This window comes from Pseudomonas sp. DP-17 (genome assembly GCF_022380625.1).
Classification (GTDB): domain Bacteria; phylum Pseudomonadota; class Gammaproteobacteria; order Pseudomonadales; family Pseudomonadaceae; genus Pseudomonas; species Pseudomonas nitroreducens_A.
Genome location: NZ_JAKSXG010000001.1, coordinates 831,468 through 852,445, shown reverse-complemented (window position 1 = coordinate 852,445; position 20,978 = coordinate 831,468). Strand labels below are relative to the sequence as shown.

Sequence of the window (20,978 nt, the reverse complement as noted above, 5' to 3'; positions counted from 1 at the left end):
ATGACCCTGCGCGCCGCGCTGAGCTTACTGTTGGCAACCGTGCTGACGGGTTGCGTGACGACTGGTAAACAGGATCCTCTGAAGACCGAGAAGGGCCGGGAAGAGGCGCGCGACGCCTATATCCAGCTCGGTATCGGCTACCTTCGCGCGGGCAACGCCGAACAGGCCAAGGTACCGCTGCGCCAGGCGCTGGAAATGGACCCCTCCAGCGCCGACGCTCATGCCGCGCTGGCCGTGGTCTACCAGGCCGAGATGGAGCCCAAGCTGGCCGAGACGGAGTACCGCAAGGCACTGTCCGCCCGCTCCGACGATGCGCGCATCCTGAACAACTATGGCGGCTTCCTGTTCGAGCAGAAGCGCTATGACGAGGCTTACAAGGTCTACCTCAAGGCGTCCGAGGATGGCCTGTATCCCGAGCGTTCGCGTATTTTCGAGAACCTCGGGCTGGTCAGCCTTCAGCTCAAGCAACGCGACCAGGCCAAGGAATACCTGGAGAAGGCCGTCCGGCTGAACCGCAACCAGCCCAGTGCGCTGATCGAACTGGCTGAGCTGAATTACCAGGATCGTCAGTACGTTCCCGCCCGCGCTTACTATCAGGAATACCTCAAGCAGGGTCCGCAGACCGCGCGCAGCCTGCTGTTGGGGATTCGACTGGCAAAGATTTTCGACGACCGGGATACCGCTGCCAGCTACGGGCTGCAACTCAAGCGCCTGTATCCCGCATCTCCTGAATACCAGGCATACCAGGCGGATAAATGATGAATACGTCGCAGTCCGATGTCATCGGCACGACCCGCGCCAACCCTGGCGAAACACTGCGCCAGGCGCGCGAGAACAAGGGCTGGAGCACCGCTCAGGTCGCCGGCCAGCTGAACCTGACCGAGAACGCTCTGCGCCAGTTGGAGCAGGGCTCCTTCGATCAGTTGCCCGGTCACACCTTTGCCCGAGGCTACGTTCGCGCCTACGCCAAATTGCTGGGCATGGATCAGGCACAGATGGTCACGGCATTCGATCAGTACACCGGCACCGATGCGACCGGCAGCAATGTCCACAGCCTCGGTCGCGTGGTCGAGCCGGTGCGCCTGTCGCGCAACCTGCTGCGCCTGTTCAGCCTGATCCTGCTGGCCGTGCTGATCGGCTTCGGCTACTTCTGGTGGCAGGAGCGCTCCGCGCGCCCGGCCGAGACCGGCAGCCTGAACATGGAGCACGTCGAGGTCGAGAGCGCCGACGGCACCACCGAGATCCACACCCTCGACGAGCCGGAAGACCAGGCAGTCGCCGAGGACCAGGCCAATACCCCGGCGGTCCCGAACGAGCCGGCTGGCGATAACGGCGGCGCCGAGGCTCCGGCCGAAGGCACTCCGCCGGTTGCCGCTGTCCCTGCAGCTCCGGGTGCCCCTGCTTCTGCCGAGACCGCTCCGGCACAGGCACCGGCTGTCGCGGCCCAGCAACCGGCAGCACAGCCGCCCGTTGCCCCCGCAAACCCGACCGCCCCGGTTGCCCCCGTCGCTTCGACCGAGGCACCTGCCGCTCCGGTGGTCGCTGCCGCAGGGCAGGGTGTGGTCAAGGTACAATTCAGCGCCGATTGCTGGACCCAGGTGACCGATGCCGATGGCAAGGTCATCCTCGAGGGCCTCAAGCGCAAGGGTGATTCGCTGGAAGTCGCTGCCAAGGCGCCGGTTCAGCTGCGCCTGGGCTTCGCCCAGGGCGCCCAGGTCAGCTACAACGGCCAGCCGGTCGAAGTCACGCCGGCGCGCGGGGGCACCGCTCGCCTGAAGTTGGGTGGACAGTAAGATGCATTGCGAGTCTCCGATCAAACGTCGCCTGTCCCGCAAGATCTGGGTAGGTAACGTGCCGGTGGGTGGGGATGCCCCCATCGCCGTGCAGAGCATGACCAACACCGATACCCTCGATGTGGCCGCCACCGTGGCGCAGATCCGTCGTCTGGAAGACGCAGGCGCCGACATCGTCCGCGTCTCCGTGCCAGACATGGACGCCGCCGAGGCGTTCGGCAAGATCAAGCAGCAGGTCAAGGTGCCGCTGGTTGCCGATATCCACTTCGACTACAAGATTGCCCTGCGTGTGGCCGAGCTGGGCGTCGACTGCCTGCGCATCAACCCGGGCAACATCGGTCGCGAAGACCGGGTGAAGGCCGTGGTGGATGCCGCTCGCGAGCGCAACATCCCGATCCGCATCGGCGTCAACGCCGGTTCCCTGGAGAAGGACCTGCAGAAGAAGTACGGCGAGCCAACCCCTGAGGCACTGCTGGAATCGGCCATGCGCCACGTCGATCACCTCGACCGCCTGGACTTCCAGAACTTCAAGGTCAGCGTGAAGGCCTCCGACGTGTTCATGGCTGTCGCTGCCTACCGCCTGCTGGCCAAGGAAATCGAGCAACCCCTGCACCTGGGCATCACCGAAGCCGGTGGCCTGCGTTCGGGCACCGTGAAGTCTGCGGTCGGCCTGGGCATGCTGCTCGCCGAGGGGATTGGCGACACCATCCGCATCTCGCTCGCCGCCGACCCGGTGGAAGAGATCAAGGTCGGCTTCGACATCCTCAAGTCGCTGCGCCTGCGCTCCCGTGGCATCAACTTCATCGCCTGCCCGAGCTGCTCGCGGCAGAACTTCGATGTGGTCAAGACCATGAACGAGCTGGAAGGCCGCCTGGAGGACCTGCTGGTGCCGCTGGACGTCGCCGTGATCGGCTGCGTGGTCAACGGCCCCGGCGAAGCCAAGGAAGCCCACATCGGCCTCACCGGTGGCACGCCGAGCAACCTGATCTACATCGACGGCAAGCCGGCGCAGAAGCTGCAGAACGATAACCTGGTGGATGAGCTGGAACGGCTGATCCGCGAAAAAGCGGCCGAGAAGGCCGAGGCCGACGCCGCACTGATCGTGCGCGGCTGACCGCAACAAGGATCCTAAGTGAGCAAGTCCCTGCAAGCCATCCGTGGCATGAACGACATCCTGCCGGACCAGACCCCGGCCTGGCGCTATCTGGAACGCACCTTCGCCGGCCTGCTGGACAGCTACGGCTACAGCGAGATCCGTCTGCCGATCCTCGAATTCACCGAGCTCTTCGCCCGCGGCATCGGCGAAGGCACCGACGTGGTCGACAAGGAGATGTACACCTTCCTCGACCGCAACGGCGAATCCCTGACCATGCGTCCGGAAGGCACCGCCGGCTGCGTGCGCGCTGTGCTGGAGCATGGCCTGTCGGGCGGCGGCCAGGTACAGAAGCTGTGGTACACCGGCCCGATGTTCCGCTACGAGAAGCCGCAGAAGGGCCGCTATCGCCAGTTCCACCAGATCGGCGTGGAAGTCTTCAACCTGCCTGGCCCGGACATCGATGCCGAGCTGATCATCCTCACCTGGCGCCTGTGGCAGAAGCTGGGCATGGCCGACGCCGTGACCCTGCAACTGAATACCCTGGGCTCCAGCGAAGCGCGTGCACGCTATCGCGATGACCTGGTGGCCTACCTGCAGGAACGCTTCGAGCAGCTGGACGAAGACAGCCAGCGCCGCATGACCACCAACCCGCTGCGCATCCTCGACAGCAAGGTCGAGAGCACCCAGGCCCTGCTGGTCGGCGCGCCGAGCCTGCACGACTACCTGGACGAAGAATCGATCGCCCACTTCGAGGGCCTCAAGGCCCGCCTGGATGCGGTCGGCCTGCGCTATGAAATCAACCAGAAGCTGGTGCGCGGCCTGGACTACTACTGCCGCACCGCTTTCGAATGGGTCACCGACAAGCTCGGCGCCCAGGGCACCGTCTGCGGCGGGGGCCGCTACGACGGCCTGGTCAGCCAGTTCGGCGGCAAGCCGACTCCGGGCGTGGGCTTCGCCATGGGCGTCGAGCGTCTGGTGCTGCTGCTGGAAACCCTGGGCGTGGTGCCCGCCGAGCTCAATCGCCCGGCTGACCTCTATGTCTGCGCCTTCGGGGAGCCGGCTGAGCTGGCTGCGCTGACCCTGGCTGAAAAGCTGCGTGAGGCCATTCCCGACCTGCGTCTGCTGGTCAATGCCGGCGCCGGCAGCTTCAAGAGCCAGTTCAAGAAGGCCGACAAGAGCGGCGCACAGTTCGCAATGATTCTGGGTGACGACGAACTGGCCAACCGCGTGGTAGGTTTCAAGCCCCTGCGTGGCGAGGGCGAACAACAGAATATCGCCTGGGATGCTCTGCCCGAGCACCTGGCTGCCTGCCTCAAGCAGGCCTGAATCGAGCGGATAGGAGTATTGGGGTGAGTAACCGTACCGAAGAAGAACAGCTGGCTGACATCAAGGACTGGTGGCAGCGCAACGGCATGCCCCTGCTGACTGGTGCCGCGCTGGCGCTGATCGTGGTGTTCGGCTGGCAGGCCTGGAAGAAGTACCAGACCAATCAGTCCCAGGGCGCTTCCATCATTTACCAGAACCTGCTGGAAACTGCGCTGAACCCCACCGGCAAGCCCGACACCGCCAAGGTCGCCGAGCTGGCCAACAAGTTGACCACCGACTACGCCGGCACTCCGTACGCCCAGTACGGCCGCCTGTTCGTCGCCAAGGTAGCGGTGGACAGCGGCAAGCTGGATGATGCCGCTCTGGAGCTCAAGGCCATCGTCGACAAGCCGGTGGACGCCACTCTTGGCGAGCTGGCCCGTCAGCGTCTGGCCCGTGTCCTGGCAGCCCAGGGCAAGGCCGAAGACGGCCTCAAGCTGCTCGACGGCAATGTCGACAAGGCCTACGTCGCCACCCGCGAAGAACTGCGTGGAGACCTGCTGCTGCAGCTCAAGCGCAATGACGACGCCCGTGTCGCCTACGAAAAGGCCAAGGCTGCCCTGCCCGAAGACGCCGCCGTCGGCGCCCTGCAGATGAAACTCGACGACCTGGCCAAGGGAGACGCCTGAGATGTTGCGTTGGAAACACGTTGCACTGCTGGCACTGACTTTGATGGCTGTGGGTTGCAGCAGCAATAGCAAGAAAGAACTGCCGCCGGCCGAGCTGACCGATTTCAAGGAAGAGGTCCGCCTGGAGAAACAGTGGAGCCGTTCCGTGGGGGATGGCCAGGGCGACCTGTACAACCTGCTCGAGCCCGCCGTGGATGGCCAGACCATCTATGCCGCGTCCGCCGAAGGCCGCGTCATGGCCATGCAGCGCGAAACCGGCGAAGTGCTGTGGAAGAAAGACCTCGACCTGCCGATCTCCGGCGCCGTCGGCGTGGGCAGCGGCATGGTCCTGCTGGGCACCCTGCGTGGCGACGTGATCGCCCTGGATTCCGGTTCGGGCGAGCAGAAGTGGCGCGCCAAGGTCACCAGCGAAGTACTGGCTGCCCCGGCCACCAACGGTGACGTGGTGGTGGTGCAGACCCAGGACGACAAGCTGATCGGTTTCGATGCTTCTACCGGCAACCAGCGCTGGATCTACGAAGGCACCGTACCGGTACTGACCCTGCGCGGTACTGGCGCTCCGCTGATCGCGGGCCGCCTGGCCCTGGCCGGCCTGGCCAGCGGCAAGGTCGTTGCCGTGGACGTCGAGCGTGGCCTGCCGGTCTGGGAAGCGCGCGTTGCGATTCCCCAAGGCCGTTCCGAGCTGGACCGCGTGGTCGATATCGATGGCGGCCTGCTGCTGGTCGACAACGTTCTCTATGTCGCCAGCTACCAGGGCCGCGCTGCGGCACTGGATGTAGGTACTGGTCGCGTGCTTTGGCAGCGTGAAGCTTCCAGCTACGTCGGCGTCGCCGAAGGGACTGGCAGCGTGTTCATCAGCCAGTCCAGCGGCACTGTGGAAAGCCTCGATTCCCGTGGTTCGTCCTCGCTGTGGAGCAACGACGCCCTGGCTCGCCGCCAGCTGTCCGCTCCGGCCGTGCTGTCGAGCAACGTGGTCGTCGGTGACCTGGAAGGTTACGTGCACCTGCTGAGTCAGGTGGACGGTCGTTTCGTTGGCCGCGAGAAGGTCGACGGTGACGGCGTGCGGGTTCGCCCGCTGGTAGTCGGCAGCTGGATGTACGTGTTCGGCAACAGCGGCAAGCTGGTCGCCTACACGATTCGCTAAGCTGAGGGTTACTGCCGGCCGCTGCCGTGAAAAACGGCAGCGGCCGTCGTGTTTTGAAGATAATCAAATTTCCTGGAGAGCCGCATGGTTCCCGTAATAGCCCTGGTGGGCCGCCCGAACGTCGGCAAGTCCACCCTGTTCAACCGCCTGACCCGCACCCGGGACGCCATCGTCGCCGAGTACGCAGGTCTGACCCGCGACCGCCAGTACGGCGAGGCCAAGTGGCAGGGCAAGAAATTCATCGTCATCGATACCGGTGGTATCTCCGGTGACGAAGAGGGTATCGATGCCAAGATGGCCGAGCAGTCGCTGCAGGCCATCGAAGAGGCCGATGCCGTCCTGTTCATGGTTGACTCCCGCGCGGGCCTCACCGCCGCCGACGAGATGATCGGCGAGCACCTGCGCAAGAAGAACAAGCGCACCTTCCTGGTGGCCAACAAGGTCGACACTGTCGATCCGGACATCGCCCGCGCCGAGTTCAGCCCGCTGGCCCTGGGGCATGCGATCCCGATCGCCGCCGCCCACGGCCGTGGCATCACCCAGATGCTGCAGGAAGCCCTGGGCGAGATGTTCGCCCCCGAGCCGGAAGCGCCGGAGGACAACGACCTGCCCAGCGAGCTGGAAGAGGTCGCCGAGGGCGAGGAAGCCAAGCGCATCCCCGGCCCGAGCGAGAAGGATGGCATCAAGATCGCCATCATCGGTCGCCCCAACGTCGGCAAGTCCACCCTGGTCAACCGCATGCTCGGTGAAGAGCGGGTGATCGTCTACGACCAGGCCGGCACGACCCGCGACAGCATCTACATCCCCTTCGAGCGCAACGAAGAAAAGTACACCCTGATCGACACCGCCGGCGTACGCCGCCGCGGCAAGATCTTCGAGGCGGTGGAAAAGTTCTCCGTGGTGAAGACCCTGCAGGCGATCCAGGACGCCAACGTGGTCATCTTCGTCATGGACGCCCGCGAAGGTGTGGTCGAACACGACCTCAACCTGCTCGGCTTCGTACTGGAGACCGGCCGTGCGCTGGTCATCGCGCTGAACAAGTGGGACGGCATGGAATCGGCCGAGCGCGACTACGTGAAGACCGAACTCGAGCGCCGGCTGATGTTCGCCGACTTCGCCGACATCCACTTCATCTCCGCGCTGCACGGCACCGGCGTTGGCCACCTGTACAAGTCGGTGCAGGACTCCTTCCGTTCCGCCGTGACCCGCTGGCCCACCAGCAAGCTCACGCAGATCCTCGAGGACGCCATCCAGGTCCACCAGCCGCCGATGGTCAACGGCCGCCGCATCAAGCTGCGCTATGCGCACCTGGGCGGTGCCAACCCGCCGCTGATCGTGATCCACGGCAACCAGGTGGACGCGGTGCCCAAGGCCTATACCCGCTACCTGGAGAAGACCTTCCGCCGCGTGCTGAAGCTGGTCGGCACGCCGATCCGCATCGAGTACAAGGGCGGTGACAACCCGTTCGAGGGCAAGAAGACCCAGCTCACCGATCGCCAGGTCAACAAGAAGCGCCGCCTGATGTCGCACCACAAGAAGGCGGAGAAGAAGAAGAAGGACAAACGTAAATAACGTCTGTCAGGCTTTAGACCGCAAGCCGCAGGCGATAGAGTAGGGACTTCCCTCTCATCGCCTGCAGCCTGTAGTCACGCCATGCTCACCAGCAAACTGCCGAATGTCGGCACCACCATCTTCACCCGCATGTCCCAGCTCGCCGCGCAAAGCGCCGCGCTGAACCTTTCCCAGGGCTTCCCGGACTTTCCGGCTCCCGCGCCGCTGCTCGAAGCGGTCGCCCGCCACGTCATGGCCGGGCACAACCAGTACAGCCCGATGACCGGTCTGCCGGCTCTGCGCGAACAGGTCGCGGCCAAGGTCGCCAGCTTCTATGGCCGCACGGTCAGCGCCGACGCCGAGGTGACCATCGTTCCCGGTGCGACCGAAGGTATTTTCTGCGCGGTGCAGGCGCTGATCCGTACTGGCGACGAAGCCATCGTTCTCGACCCCTGCTACGACAGCTATGAGCCTTCGGTGGAACTGGCCGGTGGCCGTTGCGTGCACGTTGCGCTGAGCCAGCCGGACTTCCGCATCGACTGGCAACGCCTGGCCGATGCCATCACCCCACGCACGCGCCTGATCTTCCTCAACAGTCCGCACAACCCCAGCGGCGCGCTGATCGACCGTGCCGACCTGGATCGCCTGGCCGAACTGATCCGCGACCGCGAAATCTACGTGATCAGCGACGAGGTCTACGAGCACCTGATCTACGACGGCGTACAGCATGCCAGCGTGCTGGCCCACGACGAGTTGTATCCGCGCGCCTTCGTCATCAGCTCCTTCGGCAAGACCTACCACGTCACCGGCTGGAAGACCGGCTACGTGGTGGCGCCGCCGGCGCTGTCGGCGGAGATGCGCAAGATCCACCAATACGTGAACTTCTGCGGGGTGACCCCGCTGCAGTGGGCGCTGGCCGACTTCATGGCCGCGCACCCCGAGCATCTGCGCGAGCTGCCGGGCTTCTACCAGGCCAAGCGCGACCTGTTCTGCGACCTGCTGGAAGGCTCGCGCTTCACCTTCCAGCGTGCCGCCGGCACCTACTTCCAGGTGGTCGATTACTCGGCGATCCGCCCTGACCTCGATGACGTCGCCATGTCCGAATGGTTGACCACCGAGCACGGCGTGGCCGCGATCCCGGTCTCGGTGTTCTACCAGCAGGCCCCGGCGGACATGCGCCTGGTGCGTTTCTGCTTCGCCAAGAAAGAGGAGACGCTGCGCCAGGCAGCGGAACGCCTATGCGCGATCTGAGCCAACTTCCCGACCTCAAGCTTGCGCTGGTACAGACCACCCTGGCCTGGCACGACGCCAAGGCCAACCGCGAACGCTTCGAGGCGCTGCTGGAAAGCGCCCGTGGCGCGGACGTGGTGATCCTGCCGGAGATGTTCACCACCGGTTTCTCCATGGACTCCGATGCCCTCGCTGAGGCGGAGGAGGGCGAAACCTACGCCTGGCTGCGCGAGCAGGCGGGCAAGCTCGATGCCGTGGTCTGTGGCAGCGTGATCATCCGCGCGGCTGACGGCAGCCATCGCAACCGCTTGCTCTGGGTACGCCCGGATGGGGAAGTACAGCATTACGACAAGCGCCACCTGTTCCGCATGGCTGGCGAGCACAAGCACTACACGCCGGGCGAGCAGCAGGTGCTGCTGGAGTGGAAGGGCTGGCGAATCCGCCCGCTGGTCTGCTACGACCTGCGCTTCCCGGTGTGGAGCCGCGACGCCCAGGGTACCGACCTGCTGCTCTACACCGCCAACTGGCCAGCCGCGCGCCGCCAGCACTGGAACCGCCTGCTGCCGGCACGGGCCATTGAAAACCTCTGCTATGTCGCAGCGGTCAACCGCGTCGGTGAAGACGGAAAGGGTCACGCCTACTCCGGCGACAGCCAGGTCCTGGACTTCCAGGGCGACAGCCTGCTGGCGGCCGGCAGTGCCGACGGGGTGTTCCATGTCGCTCTGAGTGCGGCGGAACTGGCGGCGTACCGCGAGCGATTCCCGGCCTATCTCGACGCGGATCAGTTCGATATCCGAATTTAATCGGATGCCAATCGCGGACGAAGTCCGCTCCTACGAAAGCGTCATGCCCCGTAGGAGCGGACTCCGTCCGCGATGTTTCCTCCCCGCTCGATATTCTGCAACGGAGCACCCTTGTAGGAGCGTTATCAATACGCACTGGCGGTATTCAACCGCTGGATCGCCTCGTCACTGAGCTTCAGGTCCACCGCCGCGATCAGGTCCGGCAACTGCTCCAGCTTCGACGCACTGGCAATCGGCGCGGTGATGCTCGGGCGGGCCATCAGCCAGGCGAGGGCGACCTGCGTCGGCGTCGCGTTGAGATCGCCAGCCACTTCCTCCAGCGCATCGATAATGGCGAAGCCGCGCTCGTTCATGAAATTCTTCACCTTGTAGCCGCGCACGCTGCTCTTGCCCAGGTCCGCTTCGCTGCGGTACTTGCCGGTGAGAAAGCCCGCCGCCAGTGAATAGAAGCTGATGACGCCCAGCCCCAGTTGCTGCACCGTCGGCTCCAGGTTGGTCTCGTAGTTGGCGCGGTCGTAGAGGTTGTAGTTGGGCTGCAGGCTCTGGTAGTGCGGCAGTTTCAGGCGCTCGCACACTTCATGTGCCTCGCGCAGGCGCCTGGCCTCCAGGTTCGACGCGCCGATCACCCGCACTTTGCCGATCTCTATCGCTTCGGCAAAGGCGCCCATGGTCTCCTCCATCGAGGTGTGCGGGTCATCGCAATGGGACTGGTAGAGGTCGATGTAGTCGGTTTGCAGACGCTTGAGCGAGCGCGCCAGCGCCTGCTCGATATACACCGCCGACAGCCCCTTGTGGCCGTTGCCCATGTCCATGCCGACCTTGGTGGCGATGATCACCTGGTTGCGCTTGCCAGTCCTCTTCAACCATTTGCCGATGAGGATTTCCGATTCGCCGCCTTCATGGCCGGGGACCCAGCGTGAGTAAACGTCGGCGGTGTCGATGCAGTTGAGCCCGGCGTCGACCAGTGCGTCCAGCAGGCGGAATGAGGTCGCCTCGTCGGCGGCCCAGCCGAACACGTTGCCGCCGAATACCAGCGCGGGAATCTTCAGGCCGGACTGGCCGAGTTCGCGAGTACGCATCTGCTTTGGCTCCTGGGGCTGTGCGGGAAAGCTCAGTGTAGACGCCGTCCCTGCGGTCGCCGGGCGGAATGACCGGCAGTGGCGCGCCAGCTGGTCTATCATGGCGGCCAGCCCTATTGCCGAGTGCCCGCCATGACCACGACTCCCTACCTGCTGGACCAGCTGGAAACCGCCGACATGCTGTTGATCGACGGTCTGCACGCCTGGCAGTTCGAGCTCAACGAGGCATTGCTGGACCAGGCCGACGCCGCCGCCCACGCCGACCAGCCCTTCGCCAGCGAAGACGTGGTGCTGCAGATCGAGTCCATCGACGGCCGTGATCGCCGCGAATGGCGCTTCAGCTACAACCAGGTGATGGAGGCCAGCTACCAGGCCGAAGACGAGACCTGGCTGTTGCAGTCTGGCGACCAGCAGCACCGACTCTGCTGCCTGGGCGCAGTCGCCGCCAGCGGCGACGACGAGTAAGCACTCCGGTGAAAACGAAGGCCCCGCGAGGGGCCTTCTGCATTCCAGCGCTTCAGAAGGCCAGCGGGTAGCTGGTGATGAAGCGCACCTCGTCGTAGTCGCTGGCATAGCTGCTGCGGACGGTGGAGGTGCGCAGGAGGAAGGACAGCGCCTTCAGCGGCCCGCTCTGGATGGTGTAGCCCACATCGGTATCGCGCTCATACTCGTGGCCGTCGCTCTTGCCCGGTCGCGAGATGTCGGTGCCCTTGGTGTAGCGCGTCATCAGGGTCAGGCCCGGCAGGCCGAGGCTGGCGAAGTCATAGTCGTAGCGCAGCTGGTAGGAGCGTTCCTGTGCCCAGAAGAACCCGCCGTTGGTGACCCAGTTGACCAGGTACGGCTGCGGCGTGTTGCCCAGCAGCATAGGGAACATGTCCTCGCCCAGCATGCGCTGGTAAGTGGCCGAGAGCGTGTGGCTGCCGTGCTTGACACCGAGCCGTGCGCCATAGGCACGGTTGTCGATGCGACCGGACAGCGCCTGCCCCGATTCCTCGTTGTGGAAGTAGCTCAGGGTCCCGAGCAGCGCGGTGTTCTCCCCCAGCGGTTGCTTGAAGTTGGCGCCAACATAGTGCTGGTCGTAGATATCTTCGAGCTGCGCGAAGTAGTAGCTGGTGGAAAGGCCGGGCGCCCACTGCGCATCGACACCGCCCAGGTTCAGCTTGTTGCTGTCCTGGCTGGCGGGGCGGGTGGCCAGGTAGAACGACTCGCGATCGCTGGATGCGCGGGTGCTGGTGTTCCACAGTTGCGCGGCGGTGAACTTGAAGCGATCCGACTCCTTCGACTCCAGCATCACGCCCTGGAAGGTCTGCGGCAGCACGCGTACGTCGTCCTGGAAGATCACCGGCAGGCGCGGCTCCAGCAGGCCGACCTTCAGCGTGGTCTTCGAATAGCGCAGCTTGAGCGTGGCGCCGCCACGGCTGAAGTCATTCACCGGCTCGCCGGTCGTGCGGTCATAGGGCAGGTTGCTGTCGTTGCTGGTGCCGGCGCCACCGTCGAGTTTCAGGGCGTAGAAACCGGTGAAATCCAGGCCGACACCGAGGGTGCCTTCGGTGAAGCCGGAGCTGAACCGAGCGAGCACCGCCTGGGACCAACTGCCGGCCTGGGATTGCGGGGCGTTGTCCTGGCGGTAGTCGCGCAGCATGTAGAAGTTGCGCAGGGTGGTGTCCAGGCGGCTGTCGTCGATCAGGTCGGCCTGGGCGCAGAGGGGCATCAGCGCGCTGCACAGCAGCACACCGGCAAAGCGATTACGGAACATCGTCATCTCCTGGGCACCGTTCGCCGGGCGCGGGGCTCAACGTCGGCGAACGGGCTTGCGTCTTGTCGGGGCGGGCGCGATCAGTTCGCGACGGCGGCGCTATCCAGCGGTGGTGCGGCAGGCGGGGTCGTCTGCTCCTGGCCCAGGCTGCGGCGGAAGTGCTTGCGCCCGCTTCCCAGCAGCCACAGGCAGAGCAACCCGGCGAGGGTAACGATGATGCCGATGGAGGAACCGACCGCCTTCGGGTCCTTGAAATACTGGTCGGTGAGCAACGCCACCAGCGTGGTGCCGACGCCCAGGCCGATCAGGTTGGAGACCAGCAGGAACAGCGCCGATACCTGCGCCCGCAGGCGGTTGGGCGTGAGCACCTGCATCGCGGCCGCCGAGGTGGAGATGCAGAAGGCGCAGAAGAACATCGCCGGGCCCATCATCAGCACGGAGAGTTGCAGGCTGCCGGCGGTCACCGCACCGATGACGAAGGGAATGGTGCAGGCGACGCCGAGCATGCCGCTGATCATCGCCGCGTCGCTGCGCCCGTGCTTCTGCAACACGTCCACCAGCCAGCCGGCGCAGAACACGCCGGCAGTGTTGAGCACCAGCAGGATGCTGCCGAGGATGTAACCCACCTCCAGCGGCGTCAGGCCGTACTGGCGGATGTACATGGCCGGCGCCCAGCCCATCAGCGCGTACTGGCACATGGCGAAGAACGAGAAGCCCAGGTAGTGGCAGGTGAAGGTTGCACGGTGGCGGCGCAGGAAGCGCAGGCCGTCGCCGATGGTCGCCTTGTGCTCCGGGTTCGCCACCTTGCGCGCCGGATCACGGATGGTCAGCGCAATCAGCAGCGCCACCAGCACGCCGGGCAAGCCGACGATGAAGAATGCGATCTGCCAGGAACGCAGCTGCCCCAGCCAGCCCAGGTCGATGGCCGGCACGTCGCGCAGGGCCTCGATCACGTAGCCACCGACCAGGAATGCCAGGCCGCCGCCGAGGAAGGCTCCCATGGAGTACAGCCCCAGCGCGCGGCCGAGTTTCTCCTTGGGGAACAGATCGGCGAGCATCGAGTAGGTCGCCGGCGTCAGCGCAGCCTCGCCGACGCCCACGCTCATGCGCGCGAGGAACATCTGCAGGAAGTTCTTCGACAGCCCGCACGCGGCGGTGGCGATGCTCCAGAAAGCCACGCCGATTGCGATGATCCTGACCCGCGAGGAGCGGTCGGCGAGATAGGCGATGGGCAGGCCCATGAAGGCGTAGAACAGCGAGAACGCCAGCCCGCTGAGCAGGCTGAACTGGGTATCGGTGATCTGCAGGTCGGCCTTGATCGGCTCGATCATCAGCGAAAGGATCTGCCGGTCAACGAAGGAAAAGATGTAGGCCACCATGCACAGCACGACGACGTACCAGGAATAACGCGAATTACGGACGGATTGCGGGTGTGGGGATTGCGGGTTCACGGTTACTGGCTCCTGAAGCGGGTGAAGGCAGATGGCCAAGCACGTCGAGCTCGTTGTTGTTGTAGGTAACCGGGCGCCTCTGTACGCAAGGCAGGGGCGGCCGAAAGTGTCTGATTGCGTGACACGGTTTTTGGTTTGGCTGCCGCTTTCACGGCAGTGCAGGCAAGACTAGGGAAGGGAAGAGGCAGCGGTAATCGGGGCGAGTACCAGCATTGCGGAGACTTCCCCCTAGGGGTATAGGGGGAATCTTTAGGCGGAGGGCGCGTCAGGGATTCAGGCGTTGCCGGTCAGGGCCAGGACGAACGCAGCGCCGAAGACCACTGCCATGATGACGATCAGGAACAGCAGGCTGACACCGAAGGCGCGCCAGTTGGACAGGTAGCTGCCCCCGGCCGCGGCGTGCCGATCGAGCGCATCGGCGGTGTTCTGCTTGGCGTACTGGTGCATGGCAAAGACTGCGGCAATGTTGATCGGCGCGGCGGGGAAATTGTCCGGCAGGAACCAGGAAAGGATGAAGATCAGCACGGTGATACCGATGCCGACCAACCAGGCTTTCTGCACTTCCTGAGGGCGGTTCAGGCGCTTGAGGTTCTGCGCGATCACCCAGCTTCCGGCGATGGGCGTGCCGAAGAAGGTCGCGATGCCGGCAGCGGCCAGGCGAAAGAGTGGCTCGCCGGTTGCGGCGCTGGAGTTGTCCTGCAGCGGCGCAGCGGGCGTCTGGAAGGGATTGTCCTGCGGTGCGGTCATGTTTTCGCTCCTTCGAAAACGGCCCCGGACGCACGAGGCGTCCGGGGCAAAGGGACTTTCAGGTTACCAGGCTTACGCGGCTTTCGCGTGGCCCAGCGTCACCGCACGGTTCAGCGCACTGAACAGCGCACGGAAGCTCGCGGTGGTGATGTTTTCATCGATGCCGATGCCGTGCAGCGAACGACCACCCTCGACACGCAGTTCGATGTAGGCGGCCGCGCGGGCATTGGTGCCGGCGCCGATGGCGTGCTCGTTGTAGTCCATGATCTCGACGTCTACCGGCAGCGAGGCGACCAGGGCTTCCAGGGTGCCCTTGCCCTTGCCGTGCCAGCGGTGCTGCTCGCCCTTGTGGGTCACGTCGATGTCGATGGCGCAGACGCCGTTCTCTTCCTGCAGGCGATAGTTCTTCAGGCCGAACGGGGAAACGGCCTGCAGGTACTTGGTCTGCAGCAGGGTGTAGATCTGCTCGGCGGTCATCTCCAGGCCGAGGCGGTCGGTCTCGTTCTGCACCACCTGGCTGAACTCGATCTGCATGCGGCGCGGCAGGCTGATGCCGTATTCCTGCTCGAGCAGGAAGGTGATGCCGCCCTTGCCGGACTGGCTGTTCACACGGATCACGGCCTCGTAGCTGCGGCCGATGTCCGCCGGGTCGATCGGCAGGTACGGCACTTCCCACACGGCGTCGTCCTTCTGCTGGGCGAAGCCCTTGCGGATGGCGTCCTGGTGGGAGCCGGAGAAGGCGGTGTGGACCAGGTCGCCAACGTACGGGTGACGCGGGTGCACCGGAATCTGATTGCACTCTTCCACCACCTTGCGCACGGCGTCGATGTCGGAGAAGTCCAGCTCGGGGTCGATGCCCTGGGTGTACATGTTCAGCGCCATGGTCACCAGGCAGAGGTTCCCGGTGCGCTCGCCGTTGCCGAACAGGCAGCCTTCGACGCGATCGGCGCCGGCCATCAGGGCCAGTTCCGATGCGGCGACGCCGGTGCCACGGTCGTTGTGGGTGTGCAGGCTGATCAGCACGCTGTCGCGCTTGTTGATCTGGCGGCCGAACCACTCGATCTGGTCGGCGTAGTTGTTCGGGGTGGCGCACTCGACGGTGGCGGGCAGGTTGAGGATCAGGCGGTTCGCCGGAGTCGGCTGGAACACGTCGATCACCGCGTTGCACACCTCGACGGCGAAATCGGTCTCGGTGGAGCTGAACACTTCCGGCGAGTACTCGAAGCCCCACTGGGTTTCCGGTGCGGCGTCGGCCAGGCGCTTGATGGTCTTGCCGGCGGCCACGGCGATGGCTTTCACGCCGGCCTTGTCCTGGTTGAAGACGATCTTGCGGAAGCTCGGGGCGCAGGCGTTGTAGTAGTGGACGATGGCCTTCTTCGCGCCTTTGAGGGACTCGAAGGTTCGCTCGATGAGGTCGTCGCGGGCCTGGGTCAGCACCTGGATGGTGACGTCATCGGGAATGTGGCCGCCCTCGATCAGCTCGCGAACGAAGTCGAAGTCGGTCTGCGAGGCGGACGGGAAGCCCACTTCGATTTCCTTCAGGCCGACCTGAACCAGGCACTTGAAGAAGCGCATCTTCTTCTCGGCGTCCATCGGCTCGATCAGCGACTGGTTGCCGTCGCGCAGGTCGGTGGACAGCCAGATCGGCGCCTTGTCGATGATCTTGTCCGGCCAGGTGCGGTCCGGCAGGGTGATCTGGGTGAAGGCGCGGTATTTCTTCGACGGGTCTTTCAACATGCTCATGAGCGAAATCCTTGTTCTCTGCGGCCTGCGGGCCTGCGCATAAAAAACTGAATGAGGCGAAACCGGGGAGGGGGGCTCAGCTACGCAGTCGCGGGCTGACCAAGCGCAGGCAGGCGTGTTGGCGAAGCAGGATGAGGGTGTGTGCGGTTTTCATGAGTGCCAAGCTAAAGGCCTGGGAGAGCAATGGCAAGCATTTGGTAAAAATTGGTAGAAATACTCGTATTAGTGGATTTGTGGAGAGTTTATTGTCAAAAATGCGGTGTTTCAGCAATTTTTCCTGAGGCTTATCGCTGTGCTTAACTGATTCTGCGTCTTCGTGCCGCAGCGGAGCTTTATCACTCCGTGCGATCATTGCGCACCCGCTTCAGGCGGGGACCTTCCATCCGCAAGGACATTTCGTGACCCGTCGTACTCGACAAGGCGTAGGCACCTGGCTGGCGTTGTTCGCCATGCTGATGATCTATGTCGGCCCGCTGGTTTCCCAGTCGATGCCGATGGATCACGCCATGCCGATGGATCACGTCATGCCGATGGAGCGTGGCGCCGCCATGGGGCACGGCAAGGCCATGTCCCACGACATGGCCGGCATGGACGACATGGCCTGCTCCGACGGCCAGCGCGCCGCAGGCCATCACGCGACCCCTGTTTCCCACGGCGAGCAGCCGCTCACCGCCGACGCCTTCATGGAGAAGTGCGGCTACTGCAGCCTGCTGATCCACAGTCCACCGCTGACACCGCCGCCGGTCGTCCTCGACCACGGCCTGTCCGCCCTCGGCACGCCCGTCGCCCTTTTCGTTGCATCCCGAATTCCCGCCTCGCCGGTCTTCCCCGGCGCCCGCTCCCGCGCTCCTCCGTTCCTGATCGGCTGACCCGCAATCCCGACTCCCCGACCCCGGCGCGGATGCCTGCATTGGCCTGCGCGCCGTGCGAGTACGCGTGGAGCGGGCGTCATCACCGATCATGGAATTCATGGAATGACCCGCATGCCCCTGCGCCGTCGGCAAACTGCCGTCGGCCTGCGCGCCCTGTGCGCGCTCACCGCCCTTGGCGGTTTCACTGCCGTCCCCGTGCTGGCCGAGGAAGAAGATCACTCGGCGCACGCCACCAATGCGTCGGTTACCGAACTGTCGCCCAGTGTCATCACCGCCGTGGCGCAGAGTTCGCCGCTGACCGTGGTCACGGACCCCAGGCAGCCGCGCCAGCCGATTCCCGCCAGCGACGGCGCCGACTACCTCAAGACCATTCCCGGCTTCTCCGCCATCCGTAACGGCGGCACCAACGGCGATCCGGTGCTGCGCGGGATGTTCGGCTCGCGCCTGAACATCCTCACCAACGGCAGCACCATGCTCGGCGCCTGCCCGGCGCGGATGGACGCGCCGACTTCCTATATCTCGCCGGAAACCTACGACAAGCTCACCGTGGTCAAGGGTCCGGAAACCGTGATCTGGGGCCCCGGTGCCTCGGCGGGGACCATCCGCTTCGACCGCGAGCCGGAGCGCTTCGGCGAGCTGGGCATGCGCGTCAACGGCAGCCTCACCGCCGGCTCCAACGGTCGCTTCGACCGCGTGCTGGACGCCGCCGCCGGTGGTCCCGAGGGCTACCTGCGTTTCACCGGCAACAAATCGCAGTCCGACGACTACGAAGACGGCAGCGGCAACACCGTGCCCTCGCGCTGGAACAAGTGGAACGGCGACGTGGCGGTGGGCTGGACCCCGGACGCCGACACCCTGGTCGAGCTCACTGCCGGCAAGGGCGACGGCGAGGCGCGCTATGCCGGTCGCGGCATGGACGGCTCGCAGTTCAAACGCGAAAGCCTCGGCCTGCGCTTCGAGAAGTCCAACCTCGGCGAGGTGCTCGACAAGCTGGAGGCGCAGGTCTACTACAACTACGCCGACCACGTGATGGACAACTACAGCCTGCGCACGCCCTCGGGTATGGGCATGATGGCCGGCCCCATGGCCTCCAACGTGGACCGTCGCACCCTCGGCGGGCGCCTGGCCGCCACCTGGCGCTGGGACGACTTCAAGCTGATCACCGGGGTCGATGCGCAGACCAACGAACACCGCGAACGCAGCGGCATGGGCATCAACACCTACGACGAGCAGCCGTGGGACAAGGACGCCGTGTTCCACAACTACGGCGCCTTCGGCGAGCTGACCTGGTACGCCGCCGACCGTGACCGGGTGATCACCGGTGCGCGCCTGGACCGCGCCTCGGTCAAGGATTACCGGCAGAGCAGCGGCTCGGGGATGATGGCGATGCCCAACCCCACCGCCGACGACACCCGCGCCGACACCCTGCCCAGCGGTTTCGCCCGCTACGAGCATGATCTGGCGGACACGTCGACCACCCTCTACGTCGGCCTCGGCCACGTGCAGCGCTTCCCCGACTACTGGGAGCTGTTCTCCCCGGACAAGGGGCCGACCGGCTCGGTCAACGCCTTCGACAGCATCAAGCCGGAGAAAACCACCCAGCTGGACTTCGGCGCGCAGTACGAGGACGACAAGCTCAAGGCCTGGGCGTCCGGCTATGTCGGCGTGATCCGCGACTACATCCTGTTCGACTACCTGCCCGGCGGCATGATGGGCCGCACCTCCCAGGCGCGGAACGTCGATGCCCGCATCATGGGCGGCGAACTGGGCGCGGCCTACGTGCTGACCGGCAACTGGACCGCCGACGGCACCCTGGCCTACGCCTGGGGCAAGAACACCACCGACGACGCTGCGCTGCCGCAGATGCCGCCGCTGGAGGCGCGTTTCGGCCTGACCTACGAGGAAGGCGACTGGAGCGCCGGCGGACTCTGGCGCGTGGTTGCGCACCAGGGCCGGATCGCCGAGAACCAGGGCAACGTGGTCGGCTACGACTTCGACGAAAGCCCCGGCTTCGCGGTGTTCTCGCTCAACGGCGCGTACAAGCTGAGCAAGAACCTCAAGGTCAGCACCGGCGTCGACAACCTGTTCGACAAGGACTACGCCGAGCACCTGAACCTGGCGGGCAACGCCGGCTTCGGCTACCCGGCCAACGACCCCGAAGCCATCCACGAACCGGGACGTACGTTCTGGACCAAAGTGGACTTCTCGTTCTGAAGCCCGACCGGCCCCCGCCCGCCGGGGGCCTCCTTGCGTGAGGAGACCAACGAATGCAGAAGAAGACATTCGATTTCTACAACCTGGCCTGGCGCTGGCACTTCTATGCCGGGCTGTTCGTCGCGCCCTTCATGATCCTGCTGTCGCTCACCGGCATCATCTACCTGTTCAAGCCGCAGCTCGATCCGCTGATGTACAGCGACCTGCTGACGGTGAAACCGGAGGAGGTGCGGCTGTCCGCCGATGAGCAACTGATGCACCTGCATCACCAGAACCCGCAATTGCAGGTCAGCCAGTACCTGCCGGCACCGGCCGCCGACCGCAGCGCGCAGTTCGTTGCCCAGCTGGAGGGGCGTGAGGTGAACGCCTTCGTCGACCCGTACAGCGGCAAGCTGCTCGGTGTGCAGGACGCCAAGTCCAACCTGCAGGCCATGGCTCGCGCGCTGCACGGCGAGCTGATGATCGGCACCGTCGGTGATCGACTGATCGAACTGGCTGCCGGCTGGGGCATCGTGCTGGTGGTCTCCGGCCTGTACCTCTGGTGGCCGCGCAAGCGCTCGCTGCGCGTGCTGCTGTGGCCGGACCTGTCGCGTCGTGGCCGTGCGCTGTGGCGTGAGGTGCACGTGGTGGTCGGCTTCTGGGGTTCGCTGCTGATGCTGTTCATGCTGCTCACCGGCATGACCTGGACCGGCTTCTGGGGCAAGTCCTTTGCCGACGTGTGGAACCGCTTCCCCGCGCCCATGTGGAACGAGGTGCCCAAGTCGGACCTGGAGGCGCGCACGCTCAACGAGGCGCACCGACAGACCATTCCCTGGGCCATGGAAAACACGCCGATGCCGATGTCCGGCGGCGCCCACGCCGAGCACATGGCCCATGGCTCCGGCGGCATGGCGATGCCGCAGATCAGCCTGCAGCAGGTGGTCGACACGGCCGACCGGGCCGGCGTGGTGCCGGGCTACGCCGTCGCTTTGCCCAAGGGCGAGCAGGGTGTGTTCACCGTCTCGGTGTTCGCCGACGACTCGCGCAACGACGCCACCCTGCACATCGACCAGTACACCGGCAAAGTACTCGCCGATGTGCGCTGGAAGGACTACGGGCTGGTGGCCAAGGGCGTCGAATCCGGGGTGATGCTGCACGAAGGCAAGATGTTCGGCCTGTTCAACCAGCTGCTCATGCTCGCGGTCTGCCTGATGATCCTGCTCAGCGCAGTCAGCGGCCTGTGGGTCTGGTGGAAGCGTCGCCCGCAGGGGCGCCTCGGCGTGCCGCCGATGCCCCATGCGCTGCCGGTATGGAAGGGCGGGGTGGCGATCATGATCCTCCTCGGCGTCGCCTTCCCGCTGGTGGGTGCCTCCCTGCTGCTGGTCTGGGCGCTGGACTGGGCGGTGCTGTCGCGGATCAAACCGCGCAGCCCGGCGCTGGGCTGATGCATAGCTGTTCCAACCTGACGCCTGCCGCGAGGCAGGCTATGCTGCGGCGCGATCGTTGCGCCCGCGGCCCGATGACCG

The 20,978-nt window shown here is 65.2% G+C and carries 18 protein-coding genes; 13 read left to right on the top strand and 5 right to left on the bottom strand.

What is annotated here, in order from left to right; genetic code table 11:
- The 9 genes from pilW (at nt 1) to MJ122_RS03995 (ending at nt 9,611) form a co-directional block, all read left to right on the top strand.
- A complete protein-coding gene (gene pilW / locus MJ122_RS04035) occupies nt 1–759 on the top strand; it encodes a type IV pilus biogenesis/stability protein PilW (protein ID WP_017522285.1) in 759 nt (252 codons plus the stop codon).
- Complete coding sequence (locus MJ122_RS04030; RefSeq protein WP_239742432.1) at nt 756–1,793, top strand: RodZ family helix-turn-helix domain-containing protein; 1,038 nt, start codon at nt 756–758, stop codon at nt 1,791–1,793. The genes pilW and MJ122_RS04030 overlap by 4 nt, the downstream gene beginning before the upstream one ends.
- Before the next feature lies 1 nt (nt 1,794).
- Entirely contained in the window at nt 1,795–2,907 is a 1,113-nt protein-coding gene (ispG, locus tag MJ122_RS04025; protein WP_088419617.1) for a flavodoxin-dependent (E)-4-hydroxy-3-methylbut-2-enyl-diphosphate synthase, read from the top strand.
- 18 nt (nt 2,908–2,925) lie between these two features.
- The gene (gene hisS / locus MJ122_RS04020) at nt 2,926–4,215 is read left to right on the top strand and encodes a histidine--tRNA ligase (RefSeq protein WP_017522282.1); all 1,290 of its coding nucleotides are present in this window, start codon (nt 2,926–2,928) and stop codon (nt 4,213–4,215) included.
- A 23-nt stretch (nt 4,216–4,238) separates the two neighbouring features.
- Entirely contained in the window at nt 4,239–4,883 is a 645-nt protein-coding gene (locus MJ122_RS04015) for a YfgM family protein (RefSeq protein ID WP_017522281.1), read from the top strand.
- A 1-nt stretch (nt 4,884) separates the two neighbouring features.
- Nucleotides 4,885–6,027: an outer membrane protein assembly factor BamB gene (gene bamB, locus MJ122_RS04010; RefSeq protein ID WP_088419619.1), complete on the top strand. Its 1,143-nt coding sequence runs from the start codon at nt 4,885–4,887 to the stop codon at nt 6,025–6,027.
- A gap of 84 nt (nt 6,028–6,111) precedes the next feature.
- On the top strand, nt 6,112–7,599 hold the full coding sequence (gene der / locus MJ122_RS04005; protein WP_088419621.1) for a ribosome biogenesis GTPase Der: 1,488 nt from the start codon (nt 6,112–6,114) through the stop codon (nt 7,597–7,599).
- 81 nt (nt 7,600–7,680) lie between these two features.
- On the top strand, nt 7,681–8,829 hold the full coding sequence (locus MJ122_RS04000) for a pyridoxal phosphate-dependent aminotransferase (RefSeq protein WP_239742430.1): 1,149 nt from the start codon (nt 7,681–7,683) through the stop codon (nt 8,827–8,829).
- On the top strand, nt 8,817–9,611 hold the full coding sequence (locus MJ122_RS03995; protein ID WP_239742428.1) for an amidohydrolase: 795 nt from the start codon (nt 8,817–8,819) through the stop codon (nt 9,609–9,611). Before MJ122_RS04000 ends, MJ122_RS03995 begins: the two co-directional genes overlap by 13 nt.
- Before the next feature lie 125 nt (nt 9,612–9,736).
- Here MJ122_RS03995 and MJ122_RS03990 read toward each other — a convergent pair whose 3' ends face one another.
- Nucleotides 9,737–10,690, bottom strand: a complete 954-nt coding sequence (locus MJ122_RS03990) for an aldo/keto reductase (protein WP_239742426.1) — start codon at nt 10,688–10,690, stop codon at nt 9,737–9,739.
- A 132-nt stretch (nt 10,691–10,822) separates the two neighbouring features.
- On the opposite strand from MJ122_RS03990, the gene MJ122_RS03985 reads away from it, so the two are divergent.
- Nucleotides 10,823–11,155, top strand: coding sequence for a DUF5629 family protein (locus MJ122_RS03985; protein WP_026079405.1), 333 nt, complete (start codon nt 10,823–10,825; stop codon nt 11,153–11,155).
- 52 nt (nt 11,156–11,207) lie between these two features.
- On the opposite strand, the gene MJ122_RS03980 is transcribed toward MJ122_RS03985, so the two are convergent.
- The 4 genes from MJ122_RS03980 to leuA all read right to left on the bottom strand — a co-directional run bounded on the left by MJ122_RS03980 (nt 11,208) and on the right by leuA (nt 16,387).
- A complete protein-coding gene (locus MJ122_RS03980; protein ID WP_239742424.1) occupies nt 11,208–12,446 on the bottom strand; it encodes an OprD family porin in 1,239 nt (412 codons plus the stop codon).
- An 80-nt stretch (nt 12,447–12,526) separates the two neighbouring features.
- Entirely contained in the window at nt 12,527–13,897 is a 1,371-nt protein-coding gene (locus MJ122_RS03975; RefSeq protein ID WP_088419631.1) for an MFS transporter, read from the bottom strand.
- 273 nt (nt 13,898–14,170) lie between these two features.
- Nucleotides 14,171–14,644, bottom strand: a complete 474-nt coding sequence (locus MJ122_RS03970; RefSeq protein WP_088419633.1) for a hypothetical protein — start codon at nt 14,642–14,644, stop codon at nt 14,171–14,173.
- A 72-nt stretch (nt 14,645–14,716) separates the two neighbouring features.
- Entirely contained in the window at nt 14,717–16,387 is a 1,671-nt protein-coding gene (gene leuA, locus MJ122_RS03965; protein ID WP_239742423.1) for a 2-isopropylmalate synthase, read from the bottom strand.
- A gap of 398 nt (nt 16,388–16,785) precedes the next feature.
- Here leuA and MJ122_RS03960 point away from each other — a divergent pair, with 398 nt between their 5' ends.
- From MJ122_RS03960 to MJ122_RS03950, 3 genes are all read left to right on the top strand, one after another.
- Nucleotides 16,786–17,256 (top strand): DUF2946 domain-containing protein, encoded by a 471-nt coding sequence (locus MJ122_RS03960; protein WP_239742421.1) that lies wholly within the window; start codon nt 16,786–16,788, stop codon nt 17,254–17,256.
- A 105-nt stretch (nt 17,257–17,361) separates the two neighbouring features.
- Entirely contained in the window at nt 17,362–19,473 is a 2,112-nt protein-coding gene (locus tag MJ122_RS03955; RefSeq protein WP_239742419.1) for a TonB-dependent copper receptor, read from the top strand.
- Between the two features lie 53 nt (nt 19,474–19,526).
- Nucleotides 19,527–20,897, top strand: coding sequence for a PepSY domain-containing protein (locus MJ122_RS03950; protein WP_239742417.1), 1,371 nt, complete (start codon nt 19,527–19,529; stop codon nt 20,895–20,897).
- Nucleotides 20,898–20,978 lie beyond the last annotated feature (81 nt).

What these genes read in the sequence shown, in the direction of transcription:
- pilW (WP_017522285.1), top strand. Translation starts at nt 1, where the DNA reads ATGACCCTGCGCGCCGCGCTGAGCTTACTGTTGGCAACCGTGCTGACG.
- MJ122_RS04030 (WP_239742432.1), top strand. Translation starts at nt 756, where the DNA reads ATGATGAATACGTCGCAGTCCGATGTCATCGGCACGACCCGCGCCAAC.
- ispG (WP_088419617.1), top strand. Translation starts at nt 1,795, where the DNA reads ATGCATTGCGAGTCTCCGATCAAACGTCGCCTGTCCCGCAAGATCTGG.
- bamB (WP_088419619.1), top strand. Translation starts at nt 4,885, where the DNA reads ATGTTGCGTTGGAAACACGTTGCACTGCTGGCACTGACTTTGATGGCT.
- der (WP_088419621.1), top strand. Translation starts at nt 6,112, where the DNA reads ATGGTTCCCGTAATAGCCCTGGTGGGCCGCCCGAACGTCGGCAAGTCC.
- MJ122_RS04000 (WP_239742430.1), top strand. Translation starts at nt 7,681, where the DNA reads ATGCTCACCAGCAAACTGCCGAATGTCGGCACCACCATCTTCACCCGC.
- MJ122_RS03995 (WP_239742428.1), top strand. Translation starts at nt 8,817, where the DNA reads ATGCGCGATCTGAGCCAACTTCCCGACCTCAAGCTTGCGCTGGTACAG.
- MJ122_RS03990 (WP_239742426.1), bottom strand. Translation starts at nt 10,690, where the DNA reads ATGCGTACTCGCGAACTCGGCCAGTCCGGCCTGAAGATTCCCGCGCTG.
- MJ122_RS03985 (WP_026079405.1), top strand. Translation starts at nt 10,823, where the DNA reads ATGACCACGACTCCCTACCTGCTGGACCAGCTGGAAACCGCCGACATG.
- MJ122_RS03980 (WP_239742424.1), bottom strand. Translation starts at nt 12,446, where the DNA reads ATGTTCCGTAATCGCTTTGCCGGTGTGCTGCTGTGCAGCGCGCTGATG.
- MJ122_RS03970 (WP_088419633.1), bottom strand. Translation starts at nt 14,644, where the DNA reads ATGACCGCACCGCAGGACAATCCCTTCCAGACGCCCGCTGCGCCGCTG.
- leuA (WP_239742423.1), bottom strand. Translation starts at nt 16,387, where the DNA reads ATGAGCATGTTGAAAGACCCGTCGAAGAAATACCGCGCCTTCACCCAG.
- MJ122_RS03955 (WP_239742419.1), top strand. Translation starts at nt 17,362, where the DNA reads ATGACCCGCATGCCCCTGCGCCGTCGGCAAACTGCCGTCGGCCTGCGC.
- MJ122_RS03950 (WP_239742417.1), top strand. Translation starts at nt 19,527, where the DNA reads ATGCAGAAGAAGACATTCGATTTCTACAACCTGGCCTGGCGCTGGCAC.